This is a genomic window from Pseudoalteromonas prydzensis, from assembly GCF_001661495.1.
GTDB lineage: Bacteria > Pseudomonadota > Gammaproteobacteria > Enterobacterales > Alteromonadaceae > Pseudoalteromonas > Pseudoalteromonas prydzensis.
Genome location: NZ_BDDT01000019.1, coordinates 23,619 through 42,511, shown reverse-complemented (window position 1 = coordinate 42,511; position 18,893 = coordinate 23,619). Strand labels below are relative to the sequence as shown.

At 42.3% G+C, this 18,893-nt stretch carries 15 protein-coding genes; 10 read left to right on the top strand and 5 right to left on the bottom strand.

The annotated features are described in order from the left end of the window. Positions 1 to 7: 7 nt before the first annotated feature. Positions 8 to 1,216, top strand: coding sequence for a mechanosensitive ion channel family protein (locus A7968_RS21160; protein WP_064668533.1), 1,209 nt, complete (start codon positions 8 to 10; stop codon positions 1,214 to 1,216). Here A7968_RS21160 and chrA read toward each other — a convergent pair. After that, positions 1,179 to 2,330, bottom strand: coding sequence for a chromate efflux transporter (chrA, locus tag A7968_RS21155; RefSeq protein ID WP_064668499.1), 1,152 nt, complete (start codon positions 2,328 to 2,330; stop codon positions 1,179 to 1,181). The genes A7968_RS21160 and chrA overlap by 38 nt on opposite strands. A gap of 261 nt (positions 2,331 to 2,591) precedes the next feature. On the opposite strand from chrA, the gene A7968_RS21150 reads away from it, so the two are divergent. Beyond that, positions 2,592 to 3,224: a YiaD family glycine zipper/OmpA-like lipoprotein gene (locus A7968_RS21150; RefSeq protein WP_064668498.1), complete on the top strand. Its 633-nt coding sequence runs from the start codon at positions 2,592 to 2,594 to the stop codon at positions 3,222 to 3,224. 160 nt (positions 3,225 to 3,384) lie between these two features. Here the strand turns inward: A7968_RS21150 and A7968_RS21140 are convergent, their stop codons facing one another. Then, entirely contained in the window at positions 3,385 to 5,166 is a 1,782-nt protein-coding gene (locus A7968_RS21140; protein ID WP_064668496.1) for an ABC transporter transmembrane domain-containing protein, read from the bottom strand. 88 nt (positions 5,167 to 5,254) lie between these two features. Between A7968_RS21140 and A7968_RS21135 the strand changes: the two genes are divergently transcribed. The 8 genes from A7968_RS21135 to A7968_RS21100 all read left to right on the top strand — a co-directional run bounded on the left by A7968_RS21135 (position 5,255) and on the right by A7968_RS21100 (position 16,359). Next, positions 5,255 to 5,653 carry a DUF3224 domain-containing protein gene (locus tag A7968_RS21135; RefSeq protein ID WP_064668495.1) on the top strand — a complete coding sequence of 133 codons (399 nt, stop codon included), beginning with the start codon at positions 5,255 to 5,257 and terminating at the stop codon, positions 5,651 to 5,653. Between the two features lie 12 nt (positions 5,654 to 5,665). Further along, on the top strand, positions 5,666 to 5,848 hold the full coding sequence (locus A7968_RS21130; RefSeq protein ID WP_064668494.1) for a hypothetical protein: 183 nt from the start codon (positions 5,666 to 5,668) through the stop codon (positions 5,846 to 5,848). Further along, on the top strand, positions 5,849 to 6,466 hold the full coding sequence (locus A7968_RS21125; RefSeq protein ID WP_064668493.1) for a LysE family translocator: 618 nt from the start codon (positions 5,849 to 5,851) through the stop codon (positions 6,464 to 6,466). Positions 6,467 to 6,769: 303 nt separating this feature from the next. Next, positions 6,770 to 9,652, top strand: coding sequence for a TonB-dependent receptor (locus A7968_RS21120; protein WP_064668492.1), 2,883 nt, complete (start codon positions 6,770 to 6,772; stop codon positions 9,650 to 9,652). 21 nt (positions 9,653 to 9,673) lie between these two features. Continuing rightward, positions 9,674 to 13,984, top strand: a complete 4,311-nt coding sequence (locus tag A7968_RS21115; protein ID WP_064668491.1) for an alpha-1,6-glucosidase domain-containing protein — start codon at positions 9,674 to 9,676, stop codon at positions 13,982 to 13,984. Positions 13,985 to 14,109: 125 nt separating this feature from the next. Then, positions 14,110 to 14,652 carry a PH domain-containing protein gene (locus A7968_RS21110; RefSeq protein ID WP_064668490.1) on the top strand — a complete coding sequence of 181 codons (543 nt, stop codon included), beginning with the start codon at positions 14,110 to 14,112 and terminating at the stop codon, positions 14,650 to 14,652. A 37-nt stretch (positions 14,653 to 14,689) separates the two neighbouring features. Then, a complete protein-coding gene (locus A7968_RS21105; RefSeq protein ID WP_064668489.1) occupies positions 14,690 to 15,253 on the top strand; it encodes a hypothetical protein in 564 nt (187 codons plus the stop codon). 191 nt (positions 15,254 to 15,444) lie between these two features. Continuing rightward, positions 15,445 to 16,359, top strand: coding sequence for a DMT family transporter (locus A7968_RS21100; protein ID WP_064668488.1), 915 nt, complete (start codon positions 15,445 to 15,447; stop codon positions 16,357 to 16,359). 86 nt (positions 16,360 to 16,445) lie between these two features. Here A7968_RS21100 and A7968_RS21095 read toward each other — a convergent pair whose 3' ends face one another. From A7968_RS21095 to A7968_RS21085, 3 genes are all read right to left on the bottom strand, one after another. Continuing rightward, the gene (locus tag A7968_RS21095; RefSeq protein WP_064668487.1) at positions 16,446 to 18,227 is read right to left on the bottom strand and encodes an alkaline phosphatase D family protein; all 1,782 of its coding nucleotides are present in this window, start codon (positions 18,225 to 18,227) and stop codon (positions 16,446 to 16,448) included. Positions 18,228 to 18,304: 77 nt separating this feature from the next. Beyond that, on the bottom strand, positions 18,305 to 18,649 hold the full coding sequence (locus A7968_RS21090; protein WP_064668486.1) for a rhodanese-like domain-containing protein: 345 nt from the start codon (positions 18,647 to 18,649) through the stop codon (positions 18,305 to 18,307). Continuing rightward, complete coding sequence (locus tag A7968_RS21085; RefSeq protein WP_064668485.1) at positions 18,649 to 18,837, bottom strand: YgaP family membrane protein; 189 nt, start codon at positions 18,835 to 18,837, stop codon at positions 18,649 to 18,651. Before A7968_RS21085 ends, A7968_RS21090 begins: the two co-directional genes overlap by 1 nt. Between the last annotated feature and the right edge of the window lie 56 nt (positions 18,838 to 18,893).

The following is an 18,893-nucleotide window of genomic DNA, read 5'->3' as shown; positions in this document are numbered from 1 at the left end:
TGAAGGTATGCCTGATACAGCGTTGTTTAGCTCCCTTACCGCCACCGCGATCGGGGTGTTCTCGCTCTTAGTCCTGTATTTATTTACCCGTCGCTTAATGTTGCCAGGCATTCAAAAAGTGGTGACAAAACTATCTCCCGAACGAATCGGTGTTTTGGCACCAATGCTGACTAAGCTTAATCGCCGTTTTGCTGGCATGTTGTGTTGTGTATTATTCTTGGCGACGTTTGACAGCGTTTACCCCGTTGGTGAATTTGCCGCTGAGGTATTTAAAACGATTGGCCAAACGCTGCTTATTATTCATGTTGGTTTTATTATTAGTAGTATCGTCAGTATTGCTGGAGGTATTTATAACCAGCTAGAGTTTGCCCGTGAAGTGCCCATTCAAGGTCTAATTCAAGTTGTTAAGCTAATCACTTTCATGATTTGTGCCATCTTGATAGTCAGTATTGTACTTGAAAAATCACCCACTTATATTCTCTCTGGTTTTGGTGCAATTGCCGCAGTTACCTTATTGGTATTTAAAGACACTATTTTAGGTTTTGTTGCTAGCATTCAAATCGCTGCAAACCGCTTAGTGACCTATGGTGACTGGATCCAAGTAGATAATTACGGCGCGGATGGTGAGGTGATTGATTTAGGCTTAAACACCGTAAAAGTACGCAACTGGGATAACACTATTACGACTATTCCAACTTATATGCTGGTAGCAGGTTCGTTTAAAAACTGGCGCGGGATGCAAGAGTCGGGTGGGCGTCGTATTAAGCGTTCACTGAATATTGATATGAACAGTATTCGTTTAGCGGACGATGAGCTTACTAAAACCATTGGCCAAACTATCGCGCTGAAAGACTATATTAAAATGAATACCTTACCTGATCCGGTATCAAACTTAGGGTTGTTCCGTCGTTATGCTGAAGGGTATTTAAAGCAACATAGTAAGATCAATACTTCACTGACCTTGATGGTGCGTGAGTTGCAACCATTAAATCATGGTTTACCTATTGAGTTTTACTGTTTTAGTGAAGACAAACGTTGGATATCGTATGAGCACCTGCAAGCAGAGATCATGGATCATTTACTTGCCGTTTTACCTATTTTTGATTTGCGTCCTTATCAAAGCGTAACAGGGCAATTTAGCCCTGCACCAATTAACCCAACTGGTATTAAACCTACGATTAAAGTGGCAAATAATACTGGAGTAGACCAAGACTAACAAATGCGATTAACAGCCACCAAATAGGTGGCTTTGCAAGTCTTAACCATGTAAAAGCGGCGGCAACAATCACTATATGCCAAATAGAGTGAACGGCTGATGTCCAAATCGGTGAATACAATGCTGCGGCTAAAAATCCCACAACGGCAGCGTTGAGTGCAGCTATGCTACTAGCAAAACGCGGTCTCTGCGCTAATTGTAACCAGCTTTTTTGAAATGCTAACATCAATAAAAATCCTGGGGTGAAAATTAGCAAAGTGGCAACCACTGCCCCCATTAATGGCTGATTATTATTGAGTTCAGCACCAAGATAAGTTGCAATGGTAAACATGGGGCCTGGCACGGCTTGCGCACTCGCGTAGGCACTTAAAAATTGCTCGGTTGGTAAACTTGGTAAACCTGCTTGTAAAACCGGCAACACAACATGACCGCCGCCAAATACCATTGCACCGGCTTGATAAAAAGGTGCAAACGCCGAAAATTGAGAACCTAATGGTACAAAACTAACCAGCAATAACAGTGCAAATAGTATTAAGGCGGGCCAATTAATTGCGAGGCTACGGCTCTCACTAGAGGCTTCATCTGGGGCTAGTTTCAGTAAAGGATAAAAAGCGCCAATTACCGCTGCAATAACGAGTACTAAAATTTGGCTGCTTAAGTTAGGAACTAATATCAGCACTGAAGTACTTAATACAGCAATCGCTTTAAGAGCCCAGCTAGTACAAAAACTTTTTGCCATACTAAGGGTTGCATCAGCGACGATCACCACAGCAAACAATTTTAAACCGGCAATAATTGCGAAATAAATAGCGTCAAATTGATGGGCGCTGATGGCGAGTAGCGCCATGATCAAAAATGACGGCAAGGTAAAGCCAATAAATGCCACAATACCGCCTAATACCCCAGCACGTTCTACACCAATCGCGAAGCCAACCTGACTTGAGCCAGGCCCAGGCAAAGCTTGACTAAGGCTGATCAGTTGCGCATAACGCTGCGCATTGAGCCATTGTAAGTTATCAACAAAGTGGCGTTTAAAATAACCTAGATGTGCTGCAGGCCCGCCAAAGCTCATACAACCAAGTAAGAAAAACTGTTTAAAAATAACAAGCAACATAAACGTATCGCTCTTAATATTGAGATAATTACATTATGACAAATTTTCGTGACATTTAGATGGTTCATCCAGATTGTATCTGAGTACAGGAAATATGTGTTTATTTGTTTTTATCATGTTTAGCTGGGTATATGTATAGCTGTTCAATTACCTCTACCGTGGTTCAGTAGGCGCTGTGCTTTTAACATCTTCTTCATATTTCGTTCATTGCAATTGTTGCATAATAGATGTTAATGAAAGAAATAATAACCAGGAGATACCATGACTTTAACCAAACCATTACTAACGGCAACAATTGTTGGGCTATTACTAACCGGTTGTGAAACCACCAACACAGGTATGGGCGCAGGCATTGGTGCAGCTACCGGTGCTGTGCTTGGTAAGGCAACGGGAGATCATGATGATAAACGTATCTTTATTGGTGCCGCTATTGGTGCGCTAGCAGGCGCAGCTGTTGGTGATTACATGGATAAGCAAGAAGCAGCATTTCGTGATGAGCTCGCAGGCTCAGGTGTAGAAGTTGTGCGTGAAGGCGATAACTTACGTTTAGTGATGCCATCAAATATCACTTTTGCGACTGATCAATCGTATATTTCATCAGGGTTTCATAACACTTTAGATGCTATTGCAAAAGTGATGAACAAATATGAAAAAACCTACCTAAGCATCGAAGGTCATACAGATAGCACAGGCAAAGACAGCTACAATATGAACCTATCTGAGCAGCGTGCGCAGAGTGTTAAAAGTTACTTAGTGAATCAGCAAATTCTAGCGGCACGTATTAGTACTCGCGGTTACGGCGAAACTCGTCCAATCGCCAGTAACGACAGCGCCAACGGCCGAGCGCAAAACCGTCGTGTAGAAATTCAAATCGTACCTAATACCGAAGGTTAATGTTTTATCTCAATCATTTGCTACCTAAGCAAATGATTGAGATTATTTACCGCTTACCGCTTACCGCTTACCGCTTACCGCTTACCGCTTACCGCTTACCGCTTACCGCTTACCGCTTACCGCTTACCGCTTACCGCTTACCGCTTACCGCTTACCGCTTTCAATCCCTATTAAACTGCAACTCACATAATTTTTGATATAGCGGGTTTGTCGCTAATAACTGTTGGTGAGTCCCTGTTGCTATAATTTCACCTTGTTCCATTACCACAATAACGTCGGCGTGTTTTACTGTGGCGAGGCGATGAGCAATGATCAAAGTGGTTCTGTTTTGCATTAAGTGCTCCAGCGCAGCTTGCACATGATGCTCACTTTGTGCATCAAGGGCGCTGGTTGCTTCATCAAGTAACAGTATCTCGGGGTCTTTTAATATTGCGCGTGCTAGTACAATACGTTGTTTTTGCCCGCCAGATAAGCGCACTCCTTGCTCACCTAAAAAGCTTGCATAACCATTAGGTAGTTGCGCAATAAATTCATCAGCATGGGCGTGTTTGGCTGCGGAATATACTTGTTCGTCGGTTGCATCTGGGTTGCCATAACGAATGTTATGCATTACATCAGAGCTAAACAATATCGGGTTTTGTGCCACCATGCCCATGCTGTTTCGTAGCGTATTGAGTGATAGATCTTTTATATCAATGCCATGGAATTTTATAGCGCCAGTGGCAGGGTCGTAAAAACGTTGCAGTAATTCAAATAACGTGGTTTTACCAGCACCAGAAGGACCTACAATCGCCACCGTTTGCCCTTGCTCAATACTGAGTGATACATTTTTAAGTGCACTAACATCAGGTCGGGACGGGTAGTTAAAGGTAATATTACTGAGCTCTATGGCGGCTAAATCAGTATTGTTGTGTAACTGGTCATCAAGATGTTGTACTGGGTTAACTATTTCGCTTTTTACCGCGAGTAATTCAAGTAGTCTTGCTGCGGCACCCGCCGCGCGTTGCAGCTCGCCATAGACCTCGGCCACCGTTGCTACCGACATTGCCACCATAATGGCATAAAACACAAATGCACCTAGCTCACCACCACTCATAGTCCCTGCCAGTACATCACTACCACCGACCCACAGCATCACACTAATGGCGCTAAAGGTTAAAAATATCACTGCGGCAATTAAAAACGAACGTTGTTTAATACGACTTTTAGCAACCTTAAAAGCTTTTTCGGTTTCAGCGGCAAATGCGGCTTGCTCACGTTGTTCATGACTATAACTTTGCACTACTTTAATATTTTGAATTATTTCACCGGCATAAGTGCTGATATCGGCAATGGCATCTTGGCTAGAGCTGGCAAGCTTGCGAACTTTTTTACCAAAAATCATCATTGGTACGAGCACCAAGGGCACACAAGCCACCACCACTAAAGTGAGCTTTAAATTAGTAAATAACAACATGGCTAAACCACCTACCAACATTAGTGCGCTGCGCAGTGCCATGGAAAATGACGAGCCAATGATTGACTGCAATAAAGTGGTGTCGGTTGTTAAGCGCGACATTAGCTCGCCGCTGCGGTTCTCTTCAAAATAACTTGGATGCAAAGTAACTATGCGATCAAATACCGCTTTGCGAATATCGTTACTAACGCGCTCACCAATCCACGACATTAAATAAAAGCGACTAAAGGTGCCGATGGCTAATAGGCTGATTAAGCCAATTAGCACGATTATGGCTTGTTTTAATTGCTCTTGAGAGCCGGCAATAAAGCCATGATCGATTACAAATTTAACCCCTTGGCCCAGTGATAAATTAACCCCAGCGGTTACAAGTAGCGCCACAAGCGCCGAAAATACCACCCATTTATAGGGTTTAATAAACTGAAAAATCGGAATCAAACTACTAAAAGCAGCTTTGTCTTTTGGCTCGGCTTTATTGGTGCTCATGCTGGATTCTTTTTGTGCAATAGGGTATAGATATGGTTACTTAAATCATAATTTCAATAACTAACTTCATAACAACTAAGGGACTAACATGGCAACTCATAAAATAACCGGTGAATTTAACGTTAAACTCAACCCCATTGAAGGCTATGCAAAAGGCATTGATGGCGTAAATTTAGGTCGTATGTCGATTGATAAAACCTTTATTGGGGAGCTTGAGGCGACCAGCACCGGCGAAATGCTCAGCGCCATGACCGCCACCCAAGGTAGTGCCGGTTATGTGGCAATTGAACAAGTAGTTGGTACTCTTGCAGGTAAACAAGGCAGCTTTGTCCTGCAACATTTTGGTACTATGGATAAAGGCCAAGATTCATTGATTTTAAATGTAGTGCCAGATTCGGGTAGCCATGAACTTACCGGCCTTAGCGGGAAAATGGCAATTCGCATCGAAGCTGGTATTCATTTTTATGATTTTGAGTATCAACTTTAAAAGGTTATAGCAGTGCAAAAAATAATAGAATTTAAAAAGACGCGTTTTTTTGGTGGCGCAGATATTAAAGCACTTAATGAAAAGATTTATCAGTTAAACCAAGATGGCTGGAAAGTCATAAATGTAAGCTCAATCACAGGGTTTTTCGGCGAAGCGAATGGCTATGCGTTGCTCATTGAAAATAACGAGTTGTAGATGACACTATCACTGTGGCTCAGTTTAGTCGCTGTCTGTATGATGGGTGCAATGTCACCTGGGCCAAGTTTGGCTGTGGTGTTAAAACACAGCATTCATGGCAGTATGAAAAATGGCATGCTGGCAGCGCTAAGTCATGGTGTTGGTGTCGGTTTTTATGCCGCAGCATCGTTACTTGGCCTCGGTGCGCTGATGTTGCAATTTCCCACTGTATATCAAGTGTTAGTGTATCTAGGCGCAGCATACTTGGCATATTTAGGAATTAAAATCTTATTAGCAAAACCAAGTGCTGATGAGTTACAGATTGCTCAGCAAAGTGGTAATAGCAAACAAGCGCTACAAGATGGTTTTGCTATCGCATTTTTGAACCCTAAACTCGCTGTATTCTTTTTAGCCTTGTTCTCACAGTTTATTGACCCTGTAAACTTAACTTTTCAGGTTGGTATGATCATGTGTTTAACCGTGTTGTTGATTGATACCGGCTGGTATTTGCTTGTTGCAGCCTTGACAGAGCTTTCAAAAAAGCGTTTTGCTTTTACTAAATCATCCCCTTGGCTTGATAAAATATTAGCGGTGGTTTTTATAGGGTTGGCAATAAGAGTGGTGCTTATGGTGTAGGTTATTAAATTTTAGCAATCCTTACCGCTTACCTTAAAAGCTACTCTTAGTAATTTTCAACTCCCCTATATGCGAGCGTTGTAAAACTCAGTTACTCTATTGGTCAGTTAATTTATTTCACGTTATCTACATGATCGCAACACTTAGAAACTAAGTTCCTCTCCTTGCTAGCTATTACCCTTTCTGCTGCATACGTATTCATCACACTTAATTTACTATTTGGTTACACTTTGTTGGTTTTATTTTATCCACAAATTAAAAATAAACAGCACACAATTATAAAATCAATAGGGTAGGAAACTTATGGGGAAATTCAAACTGAGTGCGTTAATGCTCGCGATGTTTGCAACCTGCAATGCATTGGCGGCGGCTGAAAGTGACGCACCAAACACCGCAAAAAAACCACAACTAGACGAGGACCTTGAAGTCATTGAAGTGCGTGGCTTTAGTCGTAGTTTAATCCAATCACTTAATCAAAAACGCTTTACCGATACGGTATCAGAGCAGTTGTCGGCGGATGATTTAGGCGCTTTGCCTGATGTATCTATGGCAGATGCACTGACACGACTGCCGGGGATCTCTGCGGTACGAACCGGCGGGCAAGCGGCAGAAATCAACATTCGCGGTATGTCCGGTGGCTTTGTATTTTCAACTTTGAATGGTCGCGAGCAAGTATCAACTAGCGGCAGTCGCAGTATTGAGTTTGATCAATACCCGTCTGAGTTGATCAGCTCAGCTGCGGTGTATAAATCACCAAAGGCGTCATTAATTGAAGGCGGCGTGGCAGGTACGGTAGAGCTGCAAACAGCCAGCCCGCTTAATAATGATCAGCAACACAAGTTTGTGGTTAACGCCAGAGGTATGTACAACGACCGAGCGTCAGAGGTGAACGATGCCACTGAGTTTGGCGATCGCATCAGCTTTTCCTATCAAGGTAAGTATCTTGACGATACTTTAGGTGTCGCCCTTGGCTATGCACGGTTATTTCAACCAAGCGTAGCAACACAATTTATTGGCCTGGCCTATAACGATCATAAAGATGTCGACGGTGTTGCTAATGATACTAATGGCCCTGAAGTAAAACCAGAAAACGAATATATCAGCGAAGGCTTTGAGCTCCAGCATTTAGGGGGTGAAGAAACCCGTAACGGTTATATGGCGGCGATTGAGTGGGTGCCGGTGGATAATTTTAAATTAAAAGGAGACGTGTTTTTATCACGCTTTGATACTGAGTCATTTGCCCGTGGTTTACGAGTAAAGTTAGGCGGCCCAACGGCCACTTATACAAACGCTCAGCTAGAGGGTAATTCAGTGGTTGGCGCCTCTGTTAATCGTACTTCAAAAGGCTACACTCGTGTTGAAATTGTCAATGATGATAACCAAGACTTTGACGAAGTAGATAGCTATGGCATTAACGCTGATTGGCAAGTGACAGAGCGCTTAAATGTTAACGTTGATGTGTCGTTGTCACGGGCTAAAAGTAATTTCCGCAATGGTTTATTGTGGGCGTTGGTTGCCGAAGATGCGACAGCGCAAGAACCAGTGTTAGATAAAAATGTATCAATAAACTACCAGCTCAATGGTTTGAATTTACCGGATGTAGGCTTTAATCAAGCCGCTGCATTTAGCGATATCGACCGGGTAATGGTCAGTAAGTACGGTATTTACCCTTATCAAAATGAAGATGAAGTAAAAGCTTATCGCCTTGATTTTAAATACGAGTTGGATAACAGCTGGTTTAGCTCTGTGGAATTTGGTGCGCGTTATTCAGATCGCGAATACAGCAACAATCGTTCGGTGTTTGAATACGGCAATGACGGTGATTTCTCAGCAACTGAGCCGCCACTGCGTTTAACCAATGACATGGTAAATGTTGTTGATTGGGAAGGCGAGTTTAGCTACTTTCCATCCTATTTAGCGATTGATGTAGATAAAGCGCTCAATGCGTGGTTCCCAGAAGGTGCGCCTACACCGGTGACCACCTGGGGTAACGCAGATGGTGTAGTAGATCCACAAGGTTACACCACTAACTACTCGTGGACTATGTTACAAAGTGGTTCGGTATACGAGGAAGTGCTTTCAGCTTACGCCATGCTCAATATTAATACTGAAATTGGCAATATGCCAGTGCTGGGTAATATTGGTATTCGCCGTGTAGATACCGACCAATCGGCCACTATTTTAGAAAACGTTAATGGTGATTTGGCACTGGGTGCCCAAAACATTACCGACAGTATCGGCATCATAAATCAAAATTATTTACCTAATGTACTTGGCACAACGTATACCGATTATCTGCCATCCCTTAATTTAAACTTTCAGCTAACGGATAACACGCAATTACGCTTTGCGGCGGCTAAAGTGATGTCGCGTCCACCGATTAATCGCCTAGCGGGAGATGCCAGTGCACAAGCTGATGAAACTACTGGAAAAATTAACGGCTCAAGTACCAATAACCCATTCTTAAAACCATTTTATGCCGACCAATACGATATCTCTTATGAGCATTATTTTGATGAGTCAGATGGTGCGCTAGTGATCGCAGGTTTTTATAAAAACATTGATTCGTTTATCGATACCATCGCCATTGAAGGGTTTGACTTTAAAGGTAACGGTTTTAACGTTCCAGACTATATAGAAAACCCCGTCAGCGGCGAGCAAGTTGCCACAACTAACGGCACTTACACAACGGCGGTAAATAACGCCAATGGTGGTTATATTCGCGGTATTGAACTTGCCTACACGCAAGTACTTTCGTTTTTGCCCGCGCCGTTTGATGGCCTCGGTTTTAACGGGAGCTACTCATACACCGAAAGCGAAGTTGAATCGATCACTAGCTTAGGTGGTGAAACGGTTACACAAGGCTTACCTGGTTTGTCTAAAAACGTGTTAAACGGCACTATATTTTACAGCTTAGATAATTTTGAAACCCGCCTTAATGTGCGTTACCGCTCAGACTTTGTCTCAGAGCAAGTGGCGATCAATGAGCAGGTGGTCAATTTTGATGCTGAGACCGTGGTCGACTTTCAAACCTCTTATCAATTTACTGACTCATTTGGCATGTTGCTGCAGGTTAATAACCTTACCGATGAACCAACCCAAAGTTACTTTGGCAATGAAAATATCACCGGTACTACCCAGTACTTTGGTCGTCAGGTTTATTTAGGTTTTACCTATAGCCACTAATAGCAAATTGGAGCATAAATAATGAATAAAATAACTAAATTGACTCATTTGCTATTAGCGGTGAGCTTAACACTACTGTTTGGCTGTGGTGGCTCAGGCAGTAGCGATGTCAAAGCAGGTCAAGCCTTGTTGACTTGCGATGTACCACAAGTGCCTAACTCAGCAGGCACTCAATGCGTTGACCCAGAGCCTATCTCTTGCGACGCACCGTTATTTCCAGATGCAAATAATGAAAGCTGTACCAGTGGCTATAACCCCGACTTACCAGACCCTGTGGTATTTGCAGGCGAAGGCGAGGCTATTTTATTTTATAAGCGCCCTGAAAATGAAGGGTACGAAGGTTATCGATTACACTCATGGAATACCGACGGCTGTGATGCTTACGCGCCACCGTTTGATGCTACAGAGTGGTCCGATGGTCACGAATACGACGGTATTGATCCTAACTATGGTGCTTACTGGATTGTGGCACTCAAAGACGGTTACACCGAGTGTGCTAATTTTATTATTCATATTGGCACAGAAGGCTCAGGCAAAGCACATGGTGATGTGGATTTAACCATGCCACTGATGCAAGACGATGAGCGTTTTGTGCGTATGAATTTCACCTTTGACGGTGAGCCATCTGTATTTGAATACCCAGTTGTAAGCCTTGGTGAGCGCCCAGTTGCAATTGATGGTGCATCAGCTCACTGGATTGATTTAAATACTGTACTGTATAAGCCAAGTAATAAGCTTACACAAATCATTAAGCTGCATTCATCTGCTGCCGCCGAATTGGTTGTTGATGTTGATACAGGCTTAAATGGTAAAACCGTTGAATTAACGACAACGAGTTTAACCGATGCACAGGCAGCGAAAGTACCGCACTTAACAGATTGGACTGCCTATCAAGGTAATTGGGATGGCGAAACCGCCAAGCAACTCATTAAGCAGCAGTTAGCCGTTGCAGGCTACGATGCTGATGGCAAGCTACTTGAAGCAAGTTTTGTGCAAACCGCCAAAGCGTTGGATGCGCTGTACACCCAAGGTGAAAGTGACGCGAACGAAGCCATGCTAGGCGTGCATTATAATAACAATGTAATTGATGTTTCAGTATGGGCACCAACCGCTAGCAATATGATGCTTAATGTATTTGACGCCGATAAAGCACAAGTGCATAGCACCGCCATGACGTTAGACAACAATACCGGTATTTGGTCAGTGAGTTTAGATAGTAAATACGACCGTCATTACTACCGCTTTGCGTTTGATGTTTACCACCCCACTACTCAAGCGATTGAAAGTTTATGGAGCACTGACCCTTACTCACTCAATGTATCTAGTAATGGCCTGTATTCGCAGTTGATCAATTTAAATGATGACGACACTAAACCAGAGGGCTGGGACGAGCGCATTGTGCCAACAATTACTAACCCTGAGGATGCCATTATCTATGAAGGTCATGTGCGTGATTTTAGTGTTCGTGATACGTCAGTAAGCGCAGCAAACAGAGGTAAATACTTAGCATTTACTGAGCTTGACAGTGTACCCATGCAGCATCTTAAACAACTAGCTGACAAAGGTTTAACGCATTTTCACTTACTACCAGTCACTGACATTGGCACCATTGAAGAAGATGCAGAGCAACGCGTTGAAATCACTGACACCTTAGGTAAGTTATGTGAGCGAATAGACGATGCCGCCGATGCTTGTAAAATCGAAGATAAAAACAGCATCATTGCTGATTTAATGCAGAGTTACTTTTCGGGTTCTGATGATACACAAGCACTTGCCAGCGCGATGCGTGATTTAGACGGCTTTAACTGGGGTTACGACCCGCATCACTTTATTGCTCCTGAAGGCTCGTATGCTTCAAGCAGCGAGGGCATTGCTCGGGTTAAAGAGACACGCGCCATGGTGCAATCACTGCAAGAAGTCGGTCTTCGTGTGGTTCTTGATGTGGTATATAACCATACAACGTCATCAGGCATTTGGGAAAAATCAGTGTTTGATAAACTCGTGCCTGGTTATTACCACAGATACAATGAAGTATCAGGCACGATAGAGCGCTCAACATGCTGTGAAAACACCGCGACTGAACATGTGATGATGGACAAGTTTGTTAGCGATTCACTGGTCATACTTGCTCGCGACTTTGGTTATGACAGTTTCCGTTTTGATGTAATGGGCCACATGCCTAAATCATCAATTTTAGCAGCGCGTGAAGCGGTGCAAGCTGTTGACCCTGACAACTACTTTTATGGCGAAGGCTGGGATTTTGGTGAAGTCGCTAATAACCGATTGTTCACTCAAGCTAAGCAAGCTGATATGGCAGGCTCTGAAGTTGGCACATTCAATGACCGCATCCGTGAGGCTGTGCGCGGTGGGGCTATGTTTAGCAATAACCCGACCGATGGTAATTTAGCAGACCAAGATACTCTGCGTTTATCACTGGCGGGTAATTTACAAAACTATATCCTGAAAGACTTTAAAGGTAATTCGGCAAAAGGTAATAGCTTTAGCTGGAATACGCAGCCGACGGCTTATGCTTTAGACCCTGCTGACAGCATTAACTACGTATCAAAGCACGATAACGAAACCTTATGGGATCAACTGCAATATAAACATGCAACAAGTATGAGTATTGAGCAACGAGTGCGTGCGCATAATATGGCATTAGCAATTCCATTAGTAAGCCAAGGTATCCCGTTTATGCAATTAGGTGCAGATTTACTGCGCTCAAAATCAATGGATCGTGACAGCTACAATGCGGGTGATTGGTTTAATGCGGTAGATTTAACGAAAGAAAATAATAATTGGAATATTGGTTTACCTAATGCTGAGAAAAACCAACAGAAATGGCCTGAGATCATTAAGGTCTCTGGTAATCCACAAGCTGCTGCACAGCCGCAAGATATAGCTTACGCAGGGGATGTGTTCCAAGAGTTTTTAGCTATTCGTAGTAGCAGCCCATTATTTAGACTCACCACAGAGCAAGATGTTATTGACCGTGTAGGTTTTCACAATGTTGGTAAAAACCAGCAACATGGTTTGATTGTAATGAGCATTGATGACGGTCAAGGTTTTGCAGATTTAGATAACCAAGTTGACGCGCTCGTAGTAGTAATTAATGCAACTGAGCAAGCGCTTTCACATACAGTACCAACCGCTGCTGGGTTTGAATTACATCCAATACTTAAAAACAGCACCGATAGCAGTATGTCTGGAGTGAGTTTTACTGCCAGTGAAACCGACGGTACATTTACAGTCCCAGCTTATACAATCGCGGTATTTGTAAAACCACAAGGCGAGAACCAAGGTGTAGGCTTAAGTGCGAATGCAACAGTGGGCGCGCCAGACGTAGTGCCTTTTGGCAGCACCACAGTATATGTGCGAGGTAGTTTAAATGATTGGGGCACAGCTGACAGCTTTGAGTATATGGGCAATGGTGAATACCGTATCGCTATTACTTTAACTGCGGGAGATTATGAATTTAAAATTGCCTCTGAAGATTGGTCGAGTGTGGATTTTGGCGCGCTGTCTGATGCTGATAAAGCTGTGTTGGAAAATCAAACCGAGCCTTTAATGCGCAGTGGCGCGAATATGACCTTTAATGCCGCAATTGATGCAACTTATGTATTCTCGTTTGATGCCAGCGATAAAGACAATCCAACGCTGAGAATTTATAACGAAGAACGATTCGTTGGCACGCCTGTATTTGTTCGTGGCAGCTTAAATGAATGGGGCACCAGTGATGAGTTAATCTATCAAGGTAAAGGCGTTTATACCTTTACTAAAATACTCAGTGTAGGCAGTTATGAATTTAAAATTGCTTCTGAAGATTGGGATACCGTTGATTATGGTTCCGGTGAAGCGGATGCAATCGTAACCGTTGCCGAAGATAAGTTATTAGCTGTTAAAGGCGCTAATATGACGATGGATGTTGCAACCGAGGGTGAATATCAGTTCATTTTTGATGCCAGTGATTTGAATGCACCCACGCTGAGTGTATTTAATGCGCAAATGTTTGCAGACACTCAAGTTTACTTACGTGGCAGCTTAAATGGCTGGGGTACCGACAACCCCCTAATCTATCAAGGGAATGCTATTTATAGTACATCACTTGATTTAGATGCCGGTGATTATGAGTTCAAAATAGCCTCTGAAGATTGGAACACTGTGGACTACGGCGGCAAAGGTGAATCTCCACAGGTTATAGTTGGCGAGCAAAGTTTGCTTGAAGCTGTAGGGGCAAATATTAATGTAGCCATTACTGACGCAGGCAATTATACCTTTACGGTTATTGGCCCTAATCGTAATAATGTGCAGGTACTGATCAATAAGAACTAAGCATTAATACACTTTATAAACAATCAGAACCGAGTATCCTAGATGCTCGGTTTTTTTATGATCAAATTGCAGCCTAGGCAAAGTTAGCGTAATTTATAATCATAATACGATTATGGGTAACTACGATGTCAGAAGCTATGTTAAAAAGTGCTACGTTTGATCCTAAAATAAAGCCTTATTGGTTAATTTTTGCAGTATGTGCAAGCACCTTAGGAGTTGTGACTATTCCGCTTATCCCGGTAATAGTACTGATTGTTTGGATTGTAAGTGGCAGTATATTAGCCGCTATGTCGGCTCAATTACTTGAGCGTAAACTGGTAGTAAAGCGCGGTGTATTTTTCAAAGAAGAAAAGTCCATCCCACTTGAAAAAATAACTGACGTCGGGTTAAGCCAAGGCCCGTTGATGCGTTTATTTGGTTTATATCGACTAAGCTTTGAAACCGCAGGTCAGTCTGGTCATGGCGCATTAGTATCGTTACTTGGGGTAGTTGATGCCAGTGAGTTTCGCGAGGCAATCTTAACTCAAAAAGATAATCTAACCGCACAGCAACCAACAAAAGCGAACAGTGATGAGCCACAAAGCCAAGTTGAGCTAATACGCGCACTTACTTACAGTGTGAAAAATATTGAACAAATGTTAGTGACGTTATTGGATGAGCGGAAATAGTTAGATATGAGTAATCCTATTTTGCTTTAAGGAACATATGGAAAATACACCTTATATTAAGCTGTTTCGTAGGAAGACTCTGATACCAAGATTCATTGTTTTATTCTCGGTGCTTGTAGTTATTTTTCTAGCAAGCTTTTTATTTTTTACGGTTAATAGCCCTGAATCAAAAGCTAAAAACTTTCTCAAAAAACACGAGAATGATTTGGAGCACGCCATTTTACTTGCAGAGCAAAGAGATCTTCAGGCTGTACAATGGGTTGATGATAAAAGTGGTGAGCGTTTCGCGCATAAGTTAATAAGAAAAAAAGGCAGTAAAGAATTCGTGAAGGTGACCGATTCAAGTTTGGATGAGCTCACTGAGTTTTTACTGAATAAAAATATAGATGTTCTTTGGATTCAATATTTTCAGGGTGTTTGGTTGATTAGAAAAGCATTTACCTTTTCATACCAGGATAGGCAACAAGAAGGTTATTTTGTTTTTGGTAACCCTGAGAAAATAGGTTTATGTGTGCTCGGTTACGGCGCTAAAGATTATGGTAAGTACGAACATGTAACTGGCAATTGGTATATGGCAATGTGCGAGTATCCGCGAAATTAATACAGTGCGTCCTACCTGATCAACTCAAATTATTTTTATACGCCCTTGTTTTGTACCTTTTATGGGTGTATTTTAAAGCGGTTTTATCTGAAAAGGATGCAGTTTTATTAGGGGTCAAAGTGGTTGATTTCTAATGGGGCGCTAATTTTGTCGCATATATTTGTGCTATACAAACACAGGGAGAGAATTAAATGGCTAGCAAAGAGTCAGCCGCAGTAATTTGGATGTTGTCAGATTCACTCATTTTAAGTGTGATGTTACTAATCGGTGGTTTTTTAGGTAAAGCTATCAGCCCATTCCAAGTTGTCTTTTTGGTTAATATAATTGCTGCTTTTGCGGCCATTATATTATTCTCTAAAGGTAAATGGGAAAATATTAAACCCCAAAAAATGAAGTTACATATTTTCAGAGGACTGCTTGGTGTTAGTTCAACAATATGTTTGTTTTATGCTCTGCAATATTTAAGTTTAGCGGAAGTAACCGCGATTAACTTTTTTGTGCCACTTATAACATCCATTTTGTCGGTGTTTATCTTTAGAGAAAAACCAAAAGCCTATGTCTATATCGCTATTATTTTGAATTTAGCTGGAGTGATGATGTTGCTTTCACCAAAACTAATGACGAGCCAAGTAGCGCAGCAAAATCTCTATCTAGGATTGCTCTTTGCGCTGTCAGCGGTAGCTATTTTAGTCATTTATAATATTAACTTAAAGAAAATCGGCAATGCAGAGAAAGTTGTGCCTCAAATGGTTTTTGCTCCCCTCTATTCGGCGATTATCTTATTACCCGTCGCTATTTTTGTGTGGAAACCTATAGATACAAATAGTGCACTACTAATTACGCTATATGGTGGGCTACTTATTACTAAACTTGCAGCACGGTTTTTCGCTTTTAATAAAAGTGACTTATCTAAGCTAATGCCGCTTGAATATGCGCAAATTCTATTTTCTAGTATTTTGGGCTACATTTTTCTTCAACAAACTCAAACTTTATTGGGTATCGCAGGCATTGTATTGATCGTGCTATCAAGTATCGCTCATGTTTTATTTATGCACTTTGAGAGAAATAGTCACACTAAGAATTTGAAAGGAATTACCAATGATTAAAGCCGCAGTGTAAAATTCCGGCGATCAACTGATCGCCGGGCTGTTTTAATCTTTCATCAAAACCTTTTTCCTAGCACCTAGAATCTTTACCCTTGTATTACTGGCTGACCTGCTAGCATACGTAGCTCTTTACTGCGCTCGGTTTGCATTTCGTATGAAGCGGTTTTAATGCTGCTCACGTAATTCCACTTAGCGGTGGCTTGCTCTGGGGTAAAGGTCACGGTTAAGTAACCTCTATCGACTAAGTTGTTATAGATAAGATCATTGACTAATAGTGCAATAACTTGCTCCATTTGTGCCGTAACTTCAGGTCCTTGTGTATTCAGCGCTAGGTATTCTTCAAGACCAGGCGAAGACACCGAAGAGGTAGCAAATTCTACACCGGCATTTTGTGACGCTGCAATTGGGTTTGCAGCATCAGTAACTAATTGCCCAGCCCAACCGTTATGAGTATCACCCGCTAAAACCACTAAGTTCTTTTGTGCGGCAATGGCAGTACCAAGCAGCACTTCACGTTCGTAGGCGTAACCATCCCATGCATCTAAATTGTATGGTGCAGTAGTATCAACTCGAGCGCGTTCCGCATCAGTAACACTTGGATCGCCTGCAAGCACGCGGCCTTTGATTTGTGCAAGTTCAGCAAATAATGCCGATGCTTGTGCTAATAATGCATTAGTGTCGCCGCCATTTGCTTGACTTATTTGTAAGCTCACTAGTAGTTGCAGTACTTCAAACGGCAAATGCATTTTGGTCATCAGTACTTGTTGGCCAAGTACCTGCCATTTTGAGTTTGATGTTGTCATGCCATCAGTGAGCCAAGTAAGCTGCTCATTGCCAAGTAATGCGCGCGTTGGTGAGCTTACTGCGTTTGCAAAATCACTTTGTCCTTGTGCACTGGTCAGGTCAAAATCAGCATAGTTTAGTTGCTCATCACGGGCGAGTACACGCGTGTCTAGCATGTATAAAGAGACTAAATTACCAAACTCAAAGCGACGGTAAATTCGTTCTTTATCTGCAACGTTACGGATTGGCATCCATTCAAAATAGGCCTGTAGGGCATGTAGCTTACGTTCGCTAAATTCACCTTCGCCTTCATTATGGTTTTCTGCGCCATTTTGCCATGTGTCATTGGTAATTTCGTGGTCATCCCACACAGTAATAAATGCACAGAGGCTATGCGCAGCTTGTAAGTTTGCATCAGTACGATAGTGGGCATAGCGGTTACGGTAATCAGCTAAGCTAATTATTTCGTCACTGTTATCTTCTGGCAGTAAACGGCCTAAAATAGCAGCATCTTCAGTAGCGTAGCCATCATTGCCGTATTCATAGATGTAATCACCTAAATGCAATACAGCGTCTATGTCTGTTTGTTTGGCTATTTCACCATACACATGAAAAAAGCCTGCTGGGTAGTTGGCACACGATATAACAGCAAATTTCACTTTATCAATGCTGCCTGTTGGTAGTGTTTTACCTGCACCAATCGGTGAGGTTTTGCCATTTGATTTAAAGCGATAATAGTAAGTGGTGTTGGCGTTTAAGCCTTGTAGGTCGACTTTTAGGGTGAAGTCAGTGGCTGCACTTATATGTGTTTCACCATTGTGGCTGATATTAGTAAAGTCAGGGTCGGTTGCTGCTTGCCATTGTACTTTAATGCTGGTGGTGGTTGGATCTAGAGGGGTTACACGAGTCCACAGAATTAGGCTGTCGGCTAATGGATCACCACTGGCAACACCATGATCAAAGCTCACGTCAAGAATGTCGTCATCTTCATCGTCAAACCGGCAAGCTGTTAATCCTAATGATAAAACGGCGACACCAAACCCTGCCGCCGAGGCTTTTAAGAAACTTCTTCGTGTAAACGTCATTGCTCTGTACCGTAAATTAAAAGTACGAGCTTATCCGACCAGTATGACTTTTATGTGAAGCTGTGATGCCAGTTATATTAAAATACTTGGCAAATATCGTCAGCTTTACAGGTAATTACACTGACATTCTCATAACCGACACGGGTAAGTGCTTCAGCGCTTAATGTGGCCCGTGCGCCACTGGCACAGTGTAAGTAAATGGGTCGAGCTGGATCTTTTTCAATTTCCATCAACTTCATTTCAAGTAAACCACGAGGAATATTAATCGCCCCCGTTGCCGCTTTGGTGGCGTGCTCTGCTGGTTCTCGTACGTCAATGAGTAGGCCGTGATTTTGTTCAAGCTCTTGCTTTGCTTGCTCAGCAGTAATACGACGTTGGTTTGGCGTAATTATTTTCATTAGATCTGGGATTGAAGTAAGCATTAGTCTGTAAACCCTCGTTTGCGCAAAAAATTTATCAGTGGGCACCATTTAGTAAACGCTGTTTGGATCAGGTTTACTCCTATAAATAATGTTAACCACATAAAACGGCTATCTACAAAGTAGCTCAATATGACTGAAATTGTCACCATACTACCTGCAAGTAAAAGAATTCCATCGCTCACTTTCATATATGCACCTTATATTAGTTTTTTCTAATGTTATTTATATTAGGTTTTACTAATGT